Origin of the sequence: Bradyrhizobium sp. CCBAU 53340, from assembly GCF_015291645.1 — a bacterium.
GTDB lineage: Bacteria > Pseudomonadota > Alphaproteobacteria > Rhizobiales > Xanthobacteraceae > Bradyrhizobium.
In genome coordinates this window covers 678164-692343 of the sequence record NZ_CP030055.1, presented here as the reverse complement: position 1 = coordinate 692343, position 14180 = coordinate 678164, and the positions used below count along the sequence as shown (strand labels likewise).

The 14180-nt window shown below is 65.6% G+C and carries 14 protein-coding genes; 5 read left to right on the top strand and 9 right to left on the bottom strand.

The genetic code is table 11. The annotated features are described in order from the left end of the window. Positions 1-259: 259 nt before the first annotated feature. Positions 260-556, bottom strand: a complete 297-nt coding sequence (locus XH89_RS03195) for a hypothetical protein (RefSeq protein WP_194465696.1) — start codon at positions 554-556, stop codon at positions 260-262. After that, a complete protein-coding gene (locus XH89_RS03190; RefSeq protein ID WP_194465695.1) occupies positions 549-815 on the bottom strand; it encodes a hypothetical protein in 267 nt (88 codons plus the stop codon). Before XH89_RS03190 ends, XH89_RS03195 begins: the two co-directional genes overlap by 8 nt. A 232-nt stretch (positions 816-1047) precedes the next feature. Between XH89_RS03190 and XH89_RS41810 the strand changes: the two genes are divergently transcribed. The 3 genes from XH89_RS41810 to XH89_RS03180 all read left to right on the top strand — a co-directional run bounded on the left by XH89_RS41810 (position 1048) and on the right by XH89_RS03180 (position 3371). Then, complete coding sequence (locus XH89_RS41810; RefSeq protein ID WP_256440043.1) at positions 1048-1182, top strand: hypothetical protein; 135 nt, start codon at positions 1048-1050, stop codon at positions 1180-1182. 276 nt (positions 1183-1458) lie between these two features. Beyond that, positions 1459-2787: a DUF2235 domain-containing protein gene (locus XH89_RS03185; RefSeq protein ID WP_194465694.1), complete on the top strand. Its 1329-nt coding sequence runs from the start codon at positions 1459-1461 to the stop codon at positions 2785-2787. A gap of 287 nt (positions 2788-3074) precedes the next feature. Then, on the top strand, positions 3075-3371 hold the full coding sequence (locus XH89_RS03180) for a PilZ domain-containing protein (protein ID WP_194465693.1): 297 nt from the start codon (positions 3075-3077) through the stop codon (positions 3369-3371). Between the two features lie 230 nt (positions 3372-3601). On the opposite strand, the gene XH89_RS03175 is transcribed toward XH89_RS03180, so the two are convergent. The 6 genes from XH89_RS03175 to cobS form a co-directional block, all read right to left on the bottom strand. Continuing rightward, positions 3602-4012: a hypothetical protein gene (locus XH89_RS03175; RefSeq protein WP_194465692.1), complete on the bottom strand. Its 411-nt coding sequence runs from the start codon at positions 4010-4012 to the stop codon at positions 3602-3604. Positions 4013-4144: 132 nt separating this feature from the next. Further along, a complete protein-coding gene (locus XH89_RS03170; RefSeq protein ID WP_194465691.1) occupies positions 4145-5257 on the bottom strand; it encodes an NADH:flavin oxidoreductase/NADH oxidase in 1113 nt (370 codons plus the stop codon). Positions 5258-5584: 327 nt separating this feature from the next. Then, positions 5585-6277: a hypothetical protein gene (locus tag XH89_RS03165; RefSeq protein WP_194465690.1), complete on the bottom strand. Its 693-nt coding sequence runs from the start codon at positions 6275-6277 to the stop codon at positions 5585-5587. 178 nt (positions 6278-6455) lie between these two features. Beyond that, the gene (locus XH89_RS03160) at positions 6456-7547 is read right to left on the bottom strand and encodes an esterase-like activity of phytase family protein (RefSeq protein ID WP_194465689.1); all 1092 of its coding nucleotides are present in this window, start codon (positions 7545-7547) and stop codon (positions 6456-6458) included. After that, positions 7544-9448 carry a cobaltochelatase subunit CobT gene (gene cobT / locus XH89_RS03155; RefSeq protein ID WP_194465688.1) on the bottom strand — a complete coding sequence of 635 codons (1905 nt, stop codon included), beginning with the start codon at positions 9446-9448 and terminating at the stop codon, positions 7544-7546. The genes XH89_RS03160 and cobT overlap by 4 nt, the downstream gene beginning before the upstream one ends. Positions 9449-9612: 164 nt before the next feature. Further along, the gene (cobS, locus tag XH89_RS03150) at positions 9613-10596 is read right to left on the bottom strand and encodes a cobaltochelatase subunit CobS (RefSeq protein ID WP_371825193.1); all 984 of its coding nucleotides are present in this window, start codon (positions 10594-10596) and stop codon (positions 9613-9615) included. Positions 10597-10906: 310 nt separating this feature from the next. On the opposite strand from cobS, the gene XH89_RS03145 reads away from it, so the two are divergent. Beyond that, positions 10907-11566 (top strand): DedA family protein, encoded by a 660-nt coding sequence (locus XH89_RS03145; RefSeq protein WP_194465686.1) that lies wholly within the window; start codon positions 10907-10909, stop codon positions 11564-11566. 44 nt (positions 11567-11610) lie between these two features. On the opposite strand, the gene XH89_RS03140 is transcribed toward XH89_RS03145, so the two are convergent. Beyond that, complete coding sequence (locus XH89_RS03140) at positions 11611-12831, bottom strand: citrate synthase family protein (protein ID WP_194465685.1); 1221 nt, start codon at positions 12829-12831, stop codon at positions 11611-11613. An 81-nt stretch (positions 12832-12912) separates the two neighbouring features. Here XH89_RS03140 and XH89_RS03135 point away from each other — a divergent pair, with 81 nt between their 5' ends. Continuing rightward, positions 12913-14007, top strand: a complete 1095-nt coding sequence (locus XH89_RS03135; protein ID WP_194465684.1) for a citrate synthase/methylcitrate synthase — start codon at positions 12913-12915, stop codon at positions 14005-14007. Positions 14008-14180 lie beyond the last annotated feature (173 nt).

Genomic DNA, 14180 nt, shown 5'->3' with positions numbered 1-14180 from the left:
GCGACGTCGTCCTGGCGAACGCCAGGACCTCCGCGCGAGCGCCCTGCGCTCGTCGCGATTACCCCGGTCGACTATTGTTCAAGCACGCTATGGCTACTGGCACCCACAACAACTCAGCTCGGTGGCTATGGGTCCTGGCGTTCGCCAGGACGACACCTGTTTTCAATTCGCGCACCTGTTCTCAAATGCACGCACCTGTTTTCGGGTGCACCTGCTTTCCGCGCTCGGAGCACCGCGGGATGCGCCCGCGCGCCATCGCTCAGCTATCCCCGCCCAGTCTCGCGAAATCGTCGAGCAGCGCGGTGACCAGGGCGCGGTGGCGGGTGTCCTCGGCAGGCAGGCTTGCGGCGTAGAGGTTGAGGAGGTAGCGCGCCTTCACCGCGGCCTCCAGCCAGGAGGCTGATGGCACCGTCATCATGCGGTGTTCGAGATCGGCCTCGCGCTCGCGCAGCTCACGGACATGGTTCTCGACCTCGGCCAGCGTGCGGCGCAAATCGGTGGCCTTCTGCGCGGCCATGCCGCGATGCTTGTCGAGATCGACGGGCTGGTCAGTCATTGGCGATTCCAGCGTCGGACGCCATCGCGTCCGCAAGATCGATCGCGCGGATCGACAACATCTCCACCGAGCCGAGCACACCTTCCACGGGCACGATGATCGACGTGCCGACACGGCGCCAGGCCGAGAAGGTCTCGGCGTCGATCGTCTCCTCGTCGGCGATCACCTGATAGGCGCCCGCCGGCAGCATGCGCTCGATGCCGTGGATGCGGAACGGATGCCTGAACGTGACGGTTTCCCGCCGCGACCGGATGGTCATGCACGCCTGCCTTGCTGCGAGAGCGGCCCCAAACCGACGCCGGCGATCACGACCATGCGCTTCTTGCGCGGCAATAGCCAGCGCTATCGTCACCGCGTCGCACGCGGCGTTTTAGTTCTCGCTATTGGCGGGATGCAGGCGTACGTCTCATATGCGCCCGCGCGCCGCGCGGGATGCATGTTGCCATCGGTCGAGCCAAGTTCATTCGAAACCTTTTGGAGGAGACGAAATCATGGCCAAGGGACAGCAGCGCAGCAATCGTGAAGCCAAGAAGCCGAAGAAGGAAAAAGCCAAGGTGATCGCGGCGGCACCAAGCCGCAAGGACGCGGCGTGGCAGCCGGATTTCGGGCCGGGGAAGAAGAAGTAGAGGCGGCATCGCGCGCTTACCCTCCCCTGGAGGGGTCCCGGACGAGCGTAGCTCGCCCGTGGGTCGGCTCACATGCAGCGCTAGCGGAATGTGAGACGGGGTGGGGTGACAGTCTCTCCACGGAAGCACTGCCCGTGTGGAGAGATCACCCCACCCCGCTCGCGCTGCGCGCGATCGACCCTCCCCCTCCAGGGGAGGGTAAGAAGACCGCCGTCTCCTCGCCGTCGCGCTTGTTTGCTATACTCGCCCCGGTAGCATCACCCGGAGGCGCATCCCGTGGAGCACTCAGCCAAACCCGACCCGAAAAACCTCGTCATCTGCTGCGACGGCACCGGCAACGAGATTTCGGAGAACATCTCCAACGTCCTGAAGCTCTATCGCTGTCTGCGCAAGACCGAGAAGACGCAGCCGCGGCAGATGGTGTTTTACGATCCTGGGGTCGGCACGGTGACGGAGCCGTCGACCTGGAACAGGTGGAAGTCCAACATCAAGCTGGTGCTGGGGCTCGCCACCGGCTACGGGCTCGATGACAACGTGCTGGCGGCCTATTGCTTCCTGGTCGAGCATTATGCGCCCGGCGACAAGATCTATCTGTTCGGTTTTTCGCGCGGGGCCTACACGGTTCGCGTGCTGGCGGGGCTGATCCAGAAGGTCGGACTGATCTCGCCGGAGCAGGCGAACCTCGCTGGGAGCGGCCTTGTCGCCTACAAGCAATATTCCGGGCTCGGGCGCGGCAACGACATCGAGGATCTCAAGGACGGCGGCTTCGACGAGGACGGGCCGGTGCCGAAGGACATTTTCGACCTCGCCGCGCAGTTCGCCCGCATCACCTCGTCGCGCTGGCCGACCATCCACTTCATCGGCGTCTGGGACACGGTGGCGAGCGTGATCGTGCCGCGGCGCGACCGCTTCTTCTACGTGCCGAGCCTGGAAGAGCTGGCCTTCACGCTGCGCAATCCCAGCGTCCAGATCTTCCGCCAGGCGATCGCGATCGACGAGCGGCGCTGCATGTTCCGCCTGAAAGAGTATGAGGAGCCGCAGGAGTACTGGAGCAACCGCTTCGTGCCCGATCACAAGAAGGAGGCGCAGGACATCCTGCAGGTGTGGTTCGCCGGCGTGCATTGCGACGTCGGCGGCGGCTATCCGGAGGTGGAAAGCGCGGAGTCGAAATATCCGCTGATCTGGATGATCGAGGAGGCGACCAAGGCGGGGCTGAACTTCAACCCCAGCACGGTGAAGCAGCTCGCCTGGGGCGTCCAGCGCAAGAACTCGCCGTTCAAATACGTCGAGCCCGCCTATACCGGCAAGGCGGGGCGCCTGCACGATTCGATGAATGCACTCTGGCGCGTGCTGGAATTCCTGCCGAAGAGCGCAAAGTACAAGGAATGGCCTGATAGAAAGGTGGTGGCGGGTTTCTACATCCCCGATTGCGAGCCGCGCGTCATCCCCGAAGGCGCTCATGTGCATGAAAGCGTGCTCAAGCGCATGGCGGTGGAGCCGGACTATCGGCCGGTGAACATGCCGAAGGATTACGTGACGGTGCCGATGCCGGTGCCGCCGGGCGAGGTGGCGGGCGAGATGGCGGGGGAGATCGTCACGGGGTGAGCTCCTCTTACCCTCCCCTGGAGGGGGAGGGTCGATCGCGCGAAGCGCGAGCGGGGTGGGGTGATCTCTCCTCTCGGGCACTGTCAGACGCAGAGATACTGTCACCCCACCCCGTCTCACATTTCGCTACGCTCAATGTGAGCCGACCCACGGGCGAGCTACGCTCGTCCCGGACCCCTCCAGGGGAGGGTGGGCACCCCGATACCGCCGCTTTCTCCGATCGCCGCTACTTTTCATTAAAATTCTCAGGCCCGCTTTAGCGTGATCGCATCACCTTCGCCGGCAGAATGGCAATCCGACCGCAAGAAAAAGACCAGCGGAGTGGAGGAGACGTGCCGCAATATCCGCGCAGATTTGCCCGCGTAAAGCCGGCGGGCCTGGTGTCCCGCCAGGCCAAGATCATCACCGACCCGCGTGCGCCGGTAATTCCCTGCACGCTGATCGACTATTCGCCCGGCGGGGCCTGCGTCGATCTCGGCGGGCAGGTGAAGATCCCCGATCGCTTCGAGCTATTGCACGTCAACACCAGGAAGCGCTGCCGCATCGCCTGGAAGCGCGGCACGCGGGTGGGCGTGGTGTTTTAGGGCCTTAAGAGTTCGCGGTTCGCTCGCTCTGTTCCCTCCCCCCTTGTGGGGGAGGGTCAGGGAGGGGGGTAGCCCAGCAAACGGTGTTGGCTACGTGCGACAGGCCGCAAGCAAGCCTCGCTTGACTCGCGAAAGCTCGTCGTGTGGTACCCCTCTCCCTAGCCCTCCCCCACAAGGGGGGAGGGAACGCACCGATGATGCGGCGCGATCATTCTCTGACAACAGCTCCCTCACACCTTCCGCATCCGCGCCTTTGCGCCGGCGACGATCTGCATGGCGACGCCGGCGATCCAGGCCACGAACACCAGCCAGGTCAGCGCGTCGTGCGGCTCGAGGCGGAGCACGATGACGGCGACGGAGACGAGCGCGGTCAGCGTGGCGCAGAGCGTGCCGGCGGAGCTGAGCAGCTCCGCGGCGTCGATATGGCTGTGGGCCTCGTCGAAGGGAAGCTGCGGCGTGTCGATGCCCAGATAAAAGCCGACCACGCCGAGCAGCATCATCAGCAACAGAAAGCCCTGCGTGGTGAGCACGGCGAACGCCGATCCGACATAGGCGCCGACGAACAGCCCGCAGGCGGCGCCCGCCATCGCAAGGCCGATCCGTTCCAGCACATGGGCAGTCTTGCGAACACGGTACCGCATTGCGAGCCTCGCGCGCCGTTGAGCTTTTCCGGAGGTTAGGCCCGTTTTGCGACGGTTGGAAGCTAGGGGGAGTTACGGATGCGTGAGGCGCTCTTTAACTCCCTCTCCCCGCAAGCGGGAAGAGGTGAAGGGTTAGCGCGCGCCGAAACTGGTCTTGCCGAACAGCGCCTTTTGCGTCGCCGGCTGCGAGCGCCAGTATTGCGGCGGGGCCTCGACTTCGCCGCCGAGCTCGGCGGCGGCATGCCAGCCCCAGCGGGGGTCGTAGAGCATGCCGCGGGCGAGCGCGACCATGTCGGCCTTGCCGGATGCCACGATCTCTTCGGCCTGCGCGGCTTCCGTGATCAGGCCCACCGCCATGGTCGGAAGGCCGGTCTCGCGCTTGATGGCGTCGGCGAACCGCACCTGATAGCCGGGGCCGAGCGCGATCTTCTGCAGCGGCGAGACGCCGCCGGAGGAGGCATCGATCCAATCGATGCCGCGCGCCTTCAACGCCCTGGCCAATTCGATGGTCTGCGCCAGGTCCCAGCCGCCCTCGACCCAGTCGGTCGAGGACACCCGCATGCCGATCGGCTTGTGTTCCGGAAACACCGCGCGCACGGCGTCGTAGACTTCGAGCGGAAAGCGCATGCGGTTTTGCAAGCTACCGCCATACTCGTCGGTGCGCCTGTTGGAGAGCGGCGACAGGAACTCATGCAGCAGATAGCCGTGCGCGCCGTGCAGCTCGATGGCGTCGATGCCGATGCGCTCCGCGCGCCTGGCGGCATCGACGAAGGCGTCGCGGATGCGCGTCAAACCGGCGCGATCCAGCGCCAGCGGCGCGGCCTCGCCCTCCTTGTGCGGGATCGCCGAGGGCGCCACGGTCTGCCAGCCGCCTTCGCTTATTGGAATGAGCTGGCCGCCGTCCCAGGGCCGCGCGCTGGAGGCCTTGCGGCCGGCATGAGCGAGTTGCATCGCGATCGCGGTGTGTGAATGCTTGCGCACCGAGGTGAGGATCTGCTTCAGCGCGGCTTCAGAGGCATCGCTGTAGAGCCCGAGACAGCCCGGCGTGATGCGCCCGATCGCCTCGACATGCGTCGCCTCGATGCAGAACATCGCCGCGCCCGACAGCGCAAGATTGTTGATGTGGGTGAAATGCCAGTCGGTGGGCACGCCGTCCTCGGCCGAATACTGGCACATCGGCGACACCACCACGCGGTTCTTCAAGGTCAGGCCGCGCAGCTTGATCGGAGAAAACAGGGCGCTCATGCAGGGGATTCCGGCGAATGGAGGAATGGAAGCAATTGCATGAAGTTTAGTGGGCGGACGGCAAATTGCGAGGTGCGCGGGGAGCATGGCCGCGCGCCGGGGATGCATTGCGGGTGAGGGCTGGCGCGTGGTGGCGCGTCAATTTCCGCCGTCGTCCCCGCGAAGGCGGGGACCCATAACCACAGGGGGGCGTTTAGCGAAGACAGGTCACTCCGAGTCTTCGTCAAACTCTTGCTGCGGCGTATGGGTCCCGGATCTGCGCGCGCTTAAGGCGCGCTTGTCCGGGACGACGGGAGCGATTGAGGCACGATCTGACAGGAAAGGCCGCTACTGCTCGAACACCCCGCGCCGCAGCTTGCCGATGTGGTTGCGGTTGCTGCGCCCGAGCGTGATGGTGGCGTGGGCGGAGAACTCGATCGTGTAGCGGCCGTCGTCCATCTTGCTCAGGCTGCCGAGATCATCGAGCTTGTCGGCCAGCGTCCTGTCGCTCTCGACGAACAGACGGTAGTCGTTGAGATCGTAGCTGCGCGGTCCACGCCATTTCACGGTGGCGACTGAGGTGCGCATGTCGCCGTCGGACTTGACCACGACGGTGCGGCCGACCGCCTTGCGAAACAGGTCGGGCGTTTCGATCAGCCGCGCGTGGATGCCCTCGATCGCATAGATGTTCAGCGTCATGATGTGACGCTCGGTGCGGAAGGCGACCGCGACATAGTGCGAGTTCGGCGACCAGCTGGCGTAATAGGCGTCGGGCGCGGTGTCGAGATTGTTCTCGTGGCTGATATCATCGAGCACGTCCAGCCTGACATGGCTGGGCTCCGACATCAGATAAGCGTGGAATTTATCATGTGCGCCCTCACCCTCGCCATGCACGGCGATGGCGAGGTGCTTGTTCGGCGCCCAGCCGCCCGCGACGATGCCGTACTCGCCCTTCTCATAGGTGTGCTCGACCGTGGCGTGCGCCTGGGACAAGGCGGACAGCGTGATGGCGATCGCGAGGATGACGCGGCGGAGTTGCATGATGCTTGGTCGCGCGTCGCTAGGCATCAGTTCATCTCAACGGTCGTCCTGGCGAAAGCCAGGACCCATACCGCGAGGTCTTTCGATTGCGGACGGCAGGCGTACCGAACGACGAATCTTCGCCAAACTGGCGCGTGTGGTAATGGGTCCTGGCTTTCGCCAGGACGACAGCGGAGGATTACTCCACCAGCGTGAATTGCAGCAGCAGGGTGCGCTGGAGCATGGAGAAATTATCGTCCGACACCATGGTCAGCACGGTTTCGCCCTCCGCCGTGACATGGGCGTCGATGCCTTCCATGTTGTCGACCTCGTGGCCAAGATCGGCCTCGAACAATACGGGGCCATCGACCACCGCGCCCGGCGCGATCGATTTGAGCGGGATTGCCCGGATGCGGATGTTGATGCCGGTGAACCAGGAGAATTTGCGCTCGAGAATCAAGATCTCGCCCGTGGGCAGCAGCACGGCATCGCTGATGAACTGCTCGTCGGTGCGCTTGATGCTGAACCGGCCCGGCAAGGGGCCGCCGATCAGGAAGCCGATCAGATTGCCGTCGGCGTCGATACCGCCTTCCGACATTGCGATCAGTGTGCCCGCGAGCGGCTGGCCCTTCATGTCCTTCGGCACGAACACCAGCGCTTCCAGCCCCTTGTTGTAGGGCAGCTTGCGCATCGCTGGCGGCGTCGGCACCACCTCGCCGCGGGCGCGGGTGCCGCCGCGCGCGAAATCGAAGCGCATGATCTGGTTGACGCGTTCGAGCCCGACATAAAGAAGCGAGCCGTCGCGCGCGAGCGACTCGGTGTCGTACCAGAGCCGCTTTTCCGTGATCGGCCGTCCCTCGCTGTTCAGGATCGGCGCCGCCTCGACGTCGTCGAGCCCGGCCATCTTGCCACCGCTGTAGCGGATGCGGCCGGTGAACCAGGTGCCCTGATCCGACAGCGCGAGGAAGCGCTCGCCCTTGTCGTCGAGGAAGCGGAAACCTGAGAGGCCGCCGAAGCCGCGATGCGGCGAGGTCAGGACGAGGCCGCTGCGATATTGCAACGAGCCGAAGCGCTCGCGCGTGCGGTCGCGCGGCTGGAAGAACGGAATCTGCCGCGCATTGACCTCGATGCTGACCGGCGCGGTGACGGTATGCTCAGGCTGCGCCGGCCTTTGATCTGGCTGCGCCGGCTTGGGCGTCGCCTGCGCCAGCGCGGAACGAGACAGAGCGAGAGTGGAAAATCCCGCCGCCGCGTGGCCTAAGAAGGAGCGGCGGGATTGATGTGTGCTCACGAATGCAATTTGCGTCGCGGGCGACCGGCCGGCTGTGACGGAGCGGTGTTGGTCTCGCTGAAGAGTTCAGCGAGCTTCTCGGTGATGGCGCCGCCGAGCTCCTCGGCGTCCACGATCGTCACGGCGCGGCGATAATAGCGCGTCACGTCATGGCCGATGCCGATCGCGATCAGCTCGACCGGCGAGCGGGTTTCGATCTCCTCGATGAGGTGGCGCAGATGCCGCTCGAGATAATTACCGGGATTGACCGACAGCGTGGAATCGTCGACCGGCGCGCCGTCCGAGATCATCATCAGGATCTTGCGCTGCTCCGGCCGGCCGAGCAGGCGCTTGTGCGCCCAGTCCAGCGCCTCGCCGTCGATGTTCTCCTTGAGGAGGCCCTCGCGCATCATCAGGCCAAGGTTTTTCCGCGCACGGCGCCAGGGGGCGTCGGCGGACTTGTAGATGATGTGGCGCAGATCGTTGAGGCGGCCGGGATTGGCCGGCTTGCCGGCGGCAAGCCACGCCTCGCGCGATTGCCCGCCCTTCCAGGCCCGCGTGGTGAAGCCGAGGATCTCGACCTTGACGCCGCAACGCTCCAGCGTGCGGGCGAGAATGTCGGCGCAGGTGGCGGCGACCGTAATCGGCCGCCCACGCATCGAGCCGGAATTGTCGAGCAGCAGCGTGACGACCGTGTCGCGGAATGTCGCCTCCTTCTCGTGCATGAAGGACAGCGGATGATAGGGATCGGTGACGACGCGCGACAGGCGCGCGGGATCGAGGATGCCCTCTTCGAGGTCGAACTCCCAGGCGCGGTTCTGCTGCGCCATCAGACGGCGCTGCAGGCGGTTGGCGAGGCGGGCGACGATTCCTTGAAGATGCGCGAGCTGCTTGTCGAGATAGGCGCGCAGGCGCTCCAGCTCGTCATGGTCGCAGAGGTCCTCGGCGGCGATGACCTCGTCGAATTTCGGCGCGAAGGCGTGATATTCCGGCCCGCGCGGCTCGTTCTTGCCGTGCTGGTTCGGGCGCGTCGCCTCGCCCGGCGTCTCGTCGTCGCCGAGCTCGCCGTCGTCGAAGGTGTCGGAGGTCGAGGCCTGCGCGCTTTCCATCGCGCTCTCGCTCATCTCCTCGCTTGAAGCCTGCGCCTGGTCGGCGCTCATCTCCTGCGCGGCGTCGGAATCGGGCGAGCCCTCGGCACCGGACTGATCGTTGTCGCCGTCCTGGTTCTCGTCGTTGTCGTCGTTGTCCTCGCTGTCGGCGCTGCGCTCGTCGCCGAGTTCGAGCGCGGTCAGCAAATCATGCACGGCGTCGCCGAACTTGGTCTGGTCCTCGACCACGCCGTCGAGCCGGTCGAGCCGCTTGCCGATCTTGTCTTCGAGGATGGGACGCCAGAGATCGACCATCTTCTTGGCGGCTGCCGGCGGCGCCATGCCGGTGAGGCGCTCGCGCACCAGCATCGCCAGCGCGTCGGCGAGCGGCGCATCGGCGCGGTCGGTGATCTCGTCGAACTTGCCGCGATGGAAATGGTCGTCGAGCATCGCGGTGAGATTCTTGGCAACGCCCGCCATGCGGCGCGCGCCGATCGCCTCGACCCTCGCCTGCTCCACCGCCTCGAATACGCCACGCGCCTGCGGATTGCCGGGCATCAGCTTGCGGTGAACCTTGGGATCGTGACAGGCGATCTTAAGCGCGATGGAATCGGCGTGGCCGCGCACGATCGCCGCATCGCGCTTGGTCATCTTCCGCGCCGGCTCGGGCAGCCGCGCCTTGCCCGGCGCGAGGCCCGGGCGTTCGGCGGCGAAGCTCACATCGAGCTCGGGCGACTTGGCGATCGCCTTCAGGCAGGACGCCACCGAGCGCTTGAACGGCTCGGTCGGCGCTTCCTTGCTGTTGCGGAACTTGGAGTTGGAGGTGGTGCTCATCTCGATCTCACCGTCGTCCCGGCGAAGGCCGGGACCCATAGCCACCGACGGTTGGTGCGTCAGGGAAAACTATCAGCGTCGCTTCATCGAGAGACCTCGCGGTATGGGTCCCGGCTCCAGTGCGCAATTGCGCACAAGGCCGTGACGACATGCCGCGAGAGATATCAGCTCAGCGCCACGTTGACCGCCGATTCCGGCAGCTCCGCGTTGAAGCAGCGCTGGTAGAACTCGGCGACCAGGGGACGCTCGAGCTCGTCGCACTTGTTGAGGAAGGTGACGCGGAAGGCGAAGCCGATATCACCGAAGATATCGGAGTTTTCGGCCCAGGTGATCACCGTGCGCGGGCTCATCACCGTCGACAGATCGCCATTGGCGAAGGCGTTGCGGGTGAGATCGGCAAGGCGCACCATCTTGTTGACGATGTCGCGGCCTTCGGGGGTGCGATAGTGCTTGGCCTTAGCCAGCACGATCTCCACTTCCTCGTCGTGGCTGAGATAGTTCAGCGTGGTGACGATCGACCAGCGGTCCATCTGGCCCTGGTTGATCTGCTGGGTGCCGTGATAGAGGCCCGAAGTGTCGCCGAGACCGACCGTATTGGCGGTCGCAAACAGGCGGAATGCCGGGTGCGGCTTGATGACCTTGTTCTGGTCGAGCAGCGTCAGGCGTCCGGAGACTTCCAGCACGCGCTGGATCACGAACATCACGTCGGGGCGGCCGGCATCGTATTCGTCGAACACCAGCGCGACGTTGTGCTGCAACGCCCAGGGCAGGATGCCGTCACGGAATTCGGTGACCTGCTTGCCGTCGCGGACCACGATGGAGTCCTTGCCGACGAGGTCGATACGGCTGATGTGGCTGTCGAGGTTGACGCGCACGCAGGGCCAGTTCAGGCGGGCGGCGACCTGTTCGATATGGGTGGATTTGCCGGTGCCGTGATAGCCGGTGACCATGACGCGGCGGTTCTTGGCGAAGCCGGCGAGAATGGCGAGCGTGGTGGCGCGGTCGAAACGGTAGTCGGAATCGACTTCAGGGACGTGAGGATCGACTTCGGAATAGGCCGGCACTTCGAGATCGCTGTCGATCCCGAACACCTGGCGCACCGACACCTTCATGTCGGGCAAACCGGAAACTTCCTCAACTTTGGACATGGCGGCGGTCGTCATCAATCCTCCGAGGCCCCGGGCGGTCCCGAGACCAGTTATTTGCACGTTGGCTGCGGCTGGGTGCGGCTGCGAACCTATCAGAGACGACCGGCCGGCAGAAGCCCGCGCCCCAATCAAAGTTCCGTTGTCTTTTCATTTAGATAGGCAAGGAACGCGATTTTGGGAAGGCTGCCCTGCAAATCTCGCCCAAATTTCGCCCCGGATAGCCACCTGCCCAAGCGGATGGCACTTTCGGCGGCTGTCCTTACTTATGTAGGGTCTGAACCCGAATGCCCCAGCCCGCTACAGAGACCACGTGACGTCCTTCCTTGACCCCCTGATATCCTTCGTTTCAGTCCATGCGTGGCTGGCCTATCTGACCCTGTTCCTGGCGGCGCTGCTCGAGGCGGTCCCGGTGGTGGGGTCGGTCATCCCCGGCTCGACCATCATCCTGGCGCTGAGCGCGCTGGTTCCCGGCGGGGACCTGAAACTGCAATGGGTGCTGCTGGCGGCCGCCATCGGCGCCGTGCTCGGCGACGGCTCGGCCTTCTGGCTCGGGCACCGGCAGCAGCGCAAGATCCTCAACACCTGGCCGCTGACCAATTATCCGCGCGTGGTCGAGGAGAGCGAGAGCTTCTTCCACCGCTTCGGCACCTGGGCCGTGTTCTTCGCCCGCTTCGTGCCGCCGATCCGCGCCTTCGTGCCTGTGACCGCCGGTGCGCTCGACATGGCCCCAGCGAAATTCTACGCGGTCAACATTCCGGCCATCCTGGTCTGGGCGCCGGCCCATGTGCTGCCGGGCGTGCTGGCGGTATCGGCCCTACATCAATATGCCGGGCTGCCGCACCATGGGCATCCCTACAAGCACATGTGGATTTTGACCGTGACGGCGGTAGCGATCATCGGCGGCTTCGGCATCTGGCTCTATCGCCGGCGGCAGAACGGCGTGGTGGCGGAGGCGAAGCCGCGGGCGTAACCGTCGTCCTGGCGAAAGCCACGACGACGGCGGAAACATTTGTGCTAGCCGCCCGCTCCCGCCCTCCGCCCCGGCGCCGGTCCCACATATCTTGCCCGCGGCCGGATCAGCTTGCCGAACTGCAGTTGCTCGCTGGCATGCGCGATCCAGCCGACGCTGCGGGCCATGGCGAACAGCGCGAGCTCGCTGCCTGCAGGCAGGCGCAACGCGTGGACGAGCACGGCGAGGACATAGTCGATGTTGACGAACTCGCCGGTCGCCTCCGCGATCCGCTCCGGCACCTCTTTGGTGAATTTGCGCGGCGCGCCGGCGCGGGCCAGGGCGTTCAACAGCGATTGCGCGCGGGGATCGCCGCGCTTGTAGACGCCATGGCCGAAGCCGGGGAAACGTTCGCCCAGCGCAACGCGCTCGCGCACCATCGGCTCGACGTCGCGGTCGATCAGCGTCTTGACGAGCTGCGAGGCCAGCACGCCGGCGCCGCCGTGCTTCGGCCCTTTCAGCGCGGCAAGTCCGGCGATGACGGCGTCGTAAAGACTGAGTCCGGTCGAGGCCGCGCAACGCGCGGTGAAGGTCGAGGCGTTCAGTTCATGGTCGGCCAGCAACACCAGCAGGCGCCGGATCAGATCGGGGGCGTGCTTGTTATCGGGCGCCCAGGCGCGCGCGATCTGATGATGCAGCGGCTCGGCCGACGGCTCGGAATTCAGCATCGTGGCGACGAGGAGCCGGACGATGCGCGCGCCGACCAGCGCGCGGCCATCGGGGGCGCGGGTGAAGGCGCGGGAATCGGCGCTGGTTGCCAGCGCAAGCACGGCGATGGCCCGGTCGATCGGCGCCGCGCGCCGCGCAGCTTGCGCAATCGCGCGCATCTCGTCGGAGACTTTTGGCTGGTTGTCCGGAGCGAAGGGGTCGACGTCGGCGACGTCCCACAGCAGCGTCGCGGCGTGCTCCAGCGTGTCGTTCTCGGCGAGATCGACGCAGTTGACGCCGCGATAGATCGCCCCCTCCTCGGTGATGGTCGAGATCTCGGTGTCCATGACGGGCAGATCGGCGTCGAAGCTGCGCAAGCCGCGCGGCTCCGGCGACGGCACGCGGCGCTCCTTCAGGGCACGGACGTCCTCGGCGCGATAACGGTTCTTGCGCGAGTCCGGCGTTGGCTCGGAGCGGATCAGGCCGCGGCTGACATAGGCGTAGAGCGTGGCCGGTGAGATCGCGAGCTCGGCTGCGGCTTCCCGGGCGGAGAGGTAGAGGCCATCAGAATTTTTCATATTGATTTATGTAATCAAGATTGATCAATCTGTCGAGACGTCCGAATTTCCTCTGGTGCAGTGCAAAGGGAGATTTGGACCATGAACATCCACCTCACCAAAAGTCAGATCGGGCTGGACGGCGTTCCCGCGGCCGAGACGGTGCTGAGCCATGTCGACGGCGAGCGCGGCGAATTGATCATCGCCGGCGAGCATGTCGGCCGACTGGCCGCCACGTCGAGCTTCGAGGGCGTCACCGCCCGGCTCTGGAACGGCGCCAGCCAGACCACGCTCAGCGAAGCCAATGTCCGGGCGAGCCTGGGCGCGGCGCGCGAACGCGCCTTTGCGCGACTGCCCCAGCTGCTGGCAGCGACGCAAGGCATGGGCATCGTCGACGGTTTTCGCGCGGCCGTGGCAGGCTTACGCGCCGAGCACGGGCTGGAGCACGAGGCGACCATCGTCGGCGCGTTTCCAGTGATCGCGGGCGCACTGGTCCGTCGCACAAAAGGGTTCGACCCGGTCGCGCCTGATCCGACCATGAGCCACGCGGCCGATACACTTCGCATGCTGCACGGACGCTCGCCCGCGGCACGCGAGGTCACCGCACTCGACGCCTATCTCGTCACCGCCAGCGATCACGGCATGAACGCCTCGACTTTCACCGCGCGCGTGGTGGCCTCGACGCAGGCCGACCTGTTCGCGGCCGTCACCGCCGGCTATTGTGCGCTCACGGGCCCGCTGCATGGCGGCGCGCCGGAGCCGGTGCTGGAAATGCTGGATGCGATCGGCTCGCGCGAGCGCATCCAGCCCTGGGTCGATGCGGCGCTCGCCCGCGGTGAGCGGATGATGGGCTTCGGTCACCGCGTCTATCGCGTGCGCGATCCGCGCGCCGACGTGCTCAAGACCGCGGTCGAGGCACTCGCCTCCAACGGCACCGATCTGCCCTTTGCCGGCGAGGTCGAGGCCTATATCCGCGCAGCGCTTCGCAAGAAGAATCCGGAACGGCCGCTGGAGACCAATGTCGAGTTCTTCACCGCGATCCTGCTCGATGCGCTGGCGATTCCAAGGCAGGCTTTCACGCCGATCTTCGCGGTAGCCCGCAGCGCCGGGTGGACCGCGCATGCACGCGAGCAGCAGCGGACGGGACGACTGATCCGGCCGAGCTCGTCCTATGTGGGGGCGATGCCGAAGGGGTGAGGAAGTCGCCCGGATGAGACACGACAGCGGATCCAAAACTCTGCTGTCGTCCCGGCCTAACGCGCAATTGCGCGCGGGGGGGCCGGGACCCATACGCCGCAGCAGCAGTTTTTTCGCGAGCTGGTCATTGCCTGTCTTCGCCAAACTGTTGCTGCGGCGTATGGGTCCCGGAT

What these genes read in the sequence shown, in the direction of transcription:
- XH89_RS03175 (WP_194465692.1), bottom strand. Translation starts at nt 4,012, where the DNA reads ATGCGGTACCGTGTTCGCAAGACTGCCCATGTGCTGGAACGGATCGGC.
- cobT (WP_194465688.1), bottom strand. Translation starts at nt 9,448, where the DNA reads ATGAGCACCACCTCCAACTCCAAGTTCCGCAACAGCAAGGAAGCGCCG.
- XH89_RS41810 (WP_256440043.1), top strand. Translation starts at nt 1,048, where the DNA reads ATGGCCAAGGGACAGCAGCGCAGCAATCGTGAAGCCAAGAAGCCGAAG.
- XH89_RS03170 (WP_194465691.1), bottom strand. Translation starts at nt 5,257, where the DNA reads ATGAGCGCCCTGTTTTCTCCGATCAAGCTGCGCGGCCTGACCTTGAAG.
- XH89_RS03165 (WP_194465690.1), bottom strand. Translation starts at nt 6,277, where the DNA reads ATGCAACTCCGCCGCGTCATCCTCGCGATCGCCATCACGCTGTCCGCC.
- XH89_RS03190 (WP_194465695.1), bottom strand. Translation starts at nt 815, where the DNA reads ATGACCATCCGGTCGCGGCGGGAAACCGTCACGTTCAGGCATCCGTTC.
- cobS (WP_371825193.1), bottom strand. Translation starts at nt 10,596, where the DNA reads ATGTCCAAAGTTGAGGAAGTTTCCGGTTTGCCCGACATGAAGGTGTCG.
- XH89_RS03140 (WP_194465685.1), bottom strand. Translation starts at nt 12,831, where the DNA reads ATGAAAAATTCTGATGGCCTCTACCTCTCCGCCCGGGAAGCCGCAGCC.
- XH89_RS03180 (WP_194465693.1), top strand. Translation starts at nt 3,075, where the DNA reads ATGGCAATCCGACCGCAAGAAAAAGACCAGCGGAGTGGAGGAGACGTG.
- XH89_RS03135 (WP_194465684.1), top strand. Translation starts at nt 12,913, where the DNA reads ATGAACATCCACCTCACCAAAAGTCAGATCGGGCTGGACGGCGTTCCC.
- XH89_RS03195 (WP_194465696.1), bottom strand. Translation starts at nt 556, where the DNA reads ATGACTGACCAGCCCGTCGATCTCGACAAGCATCGCGGCATGGCCGCG.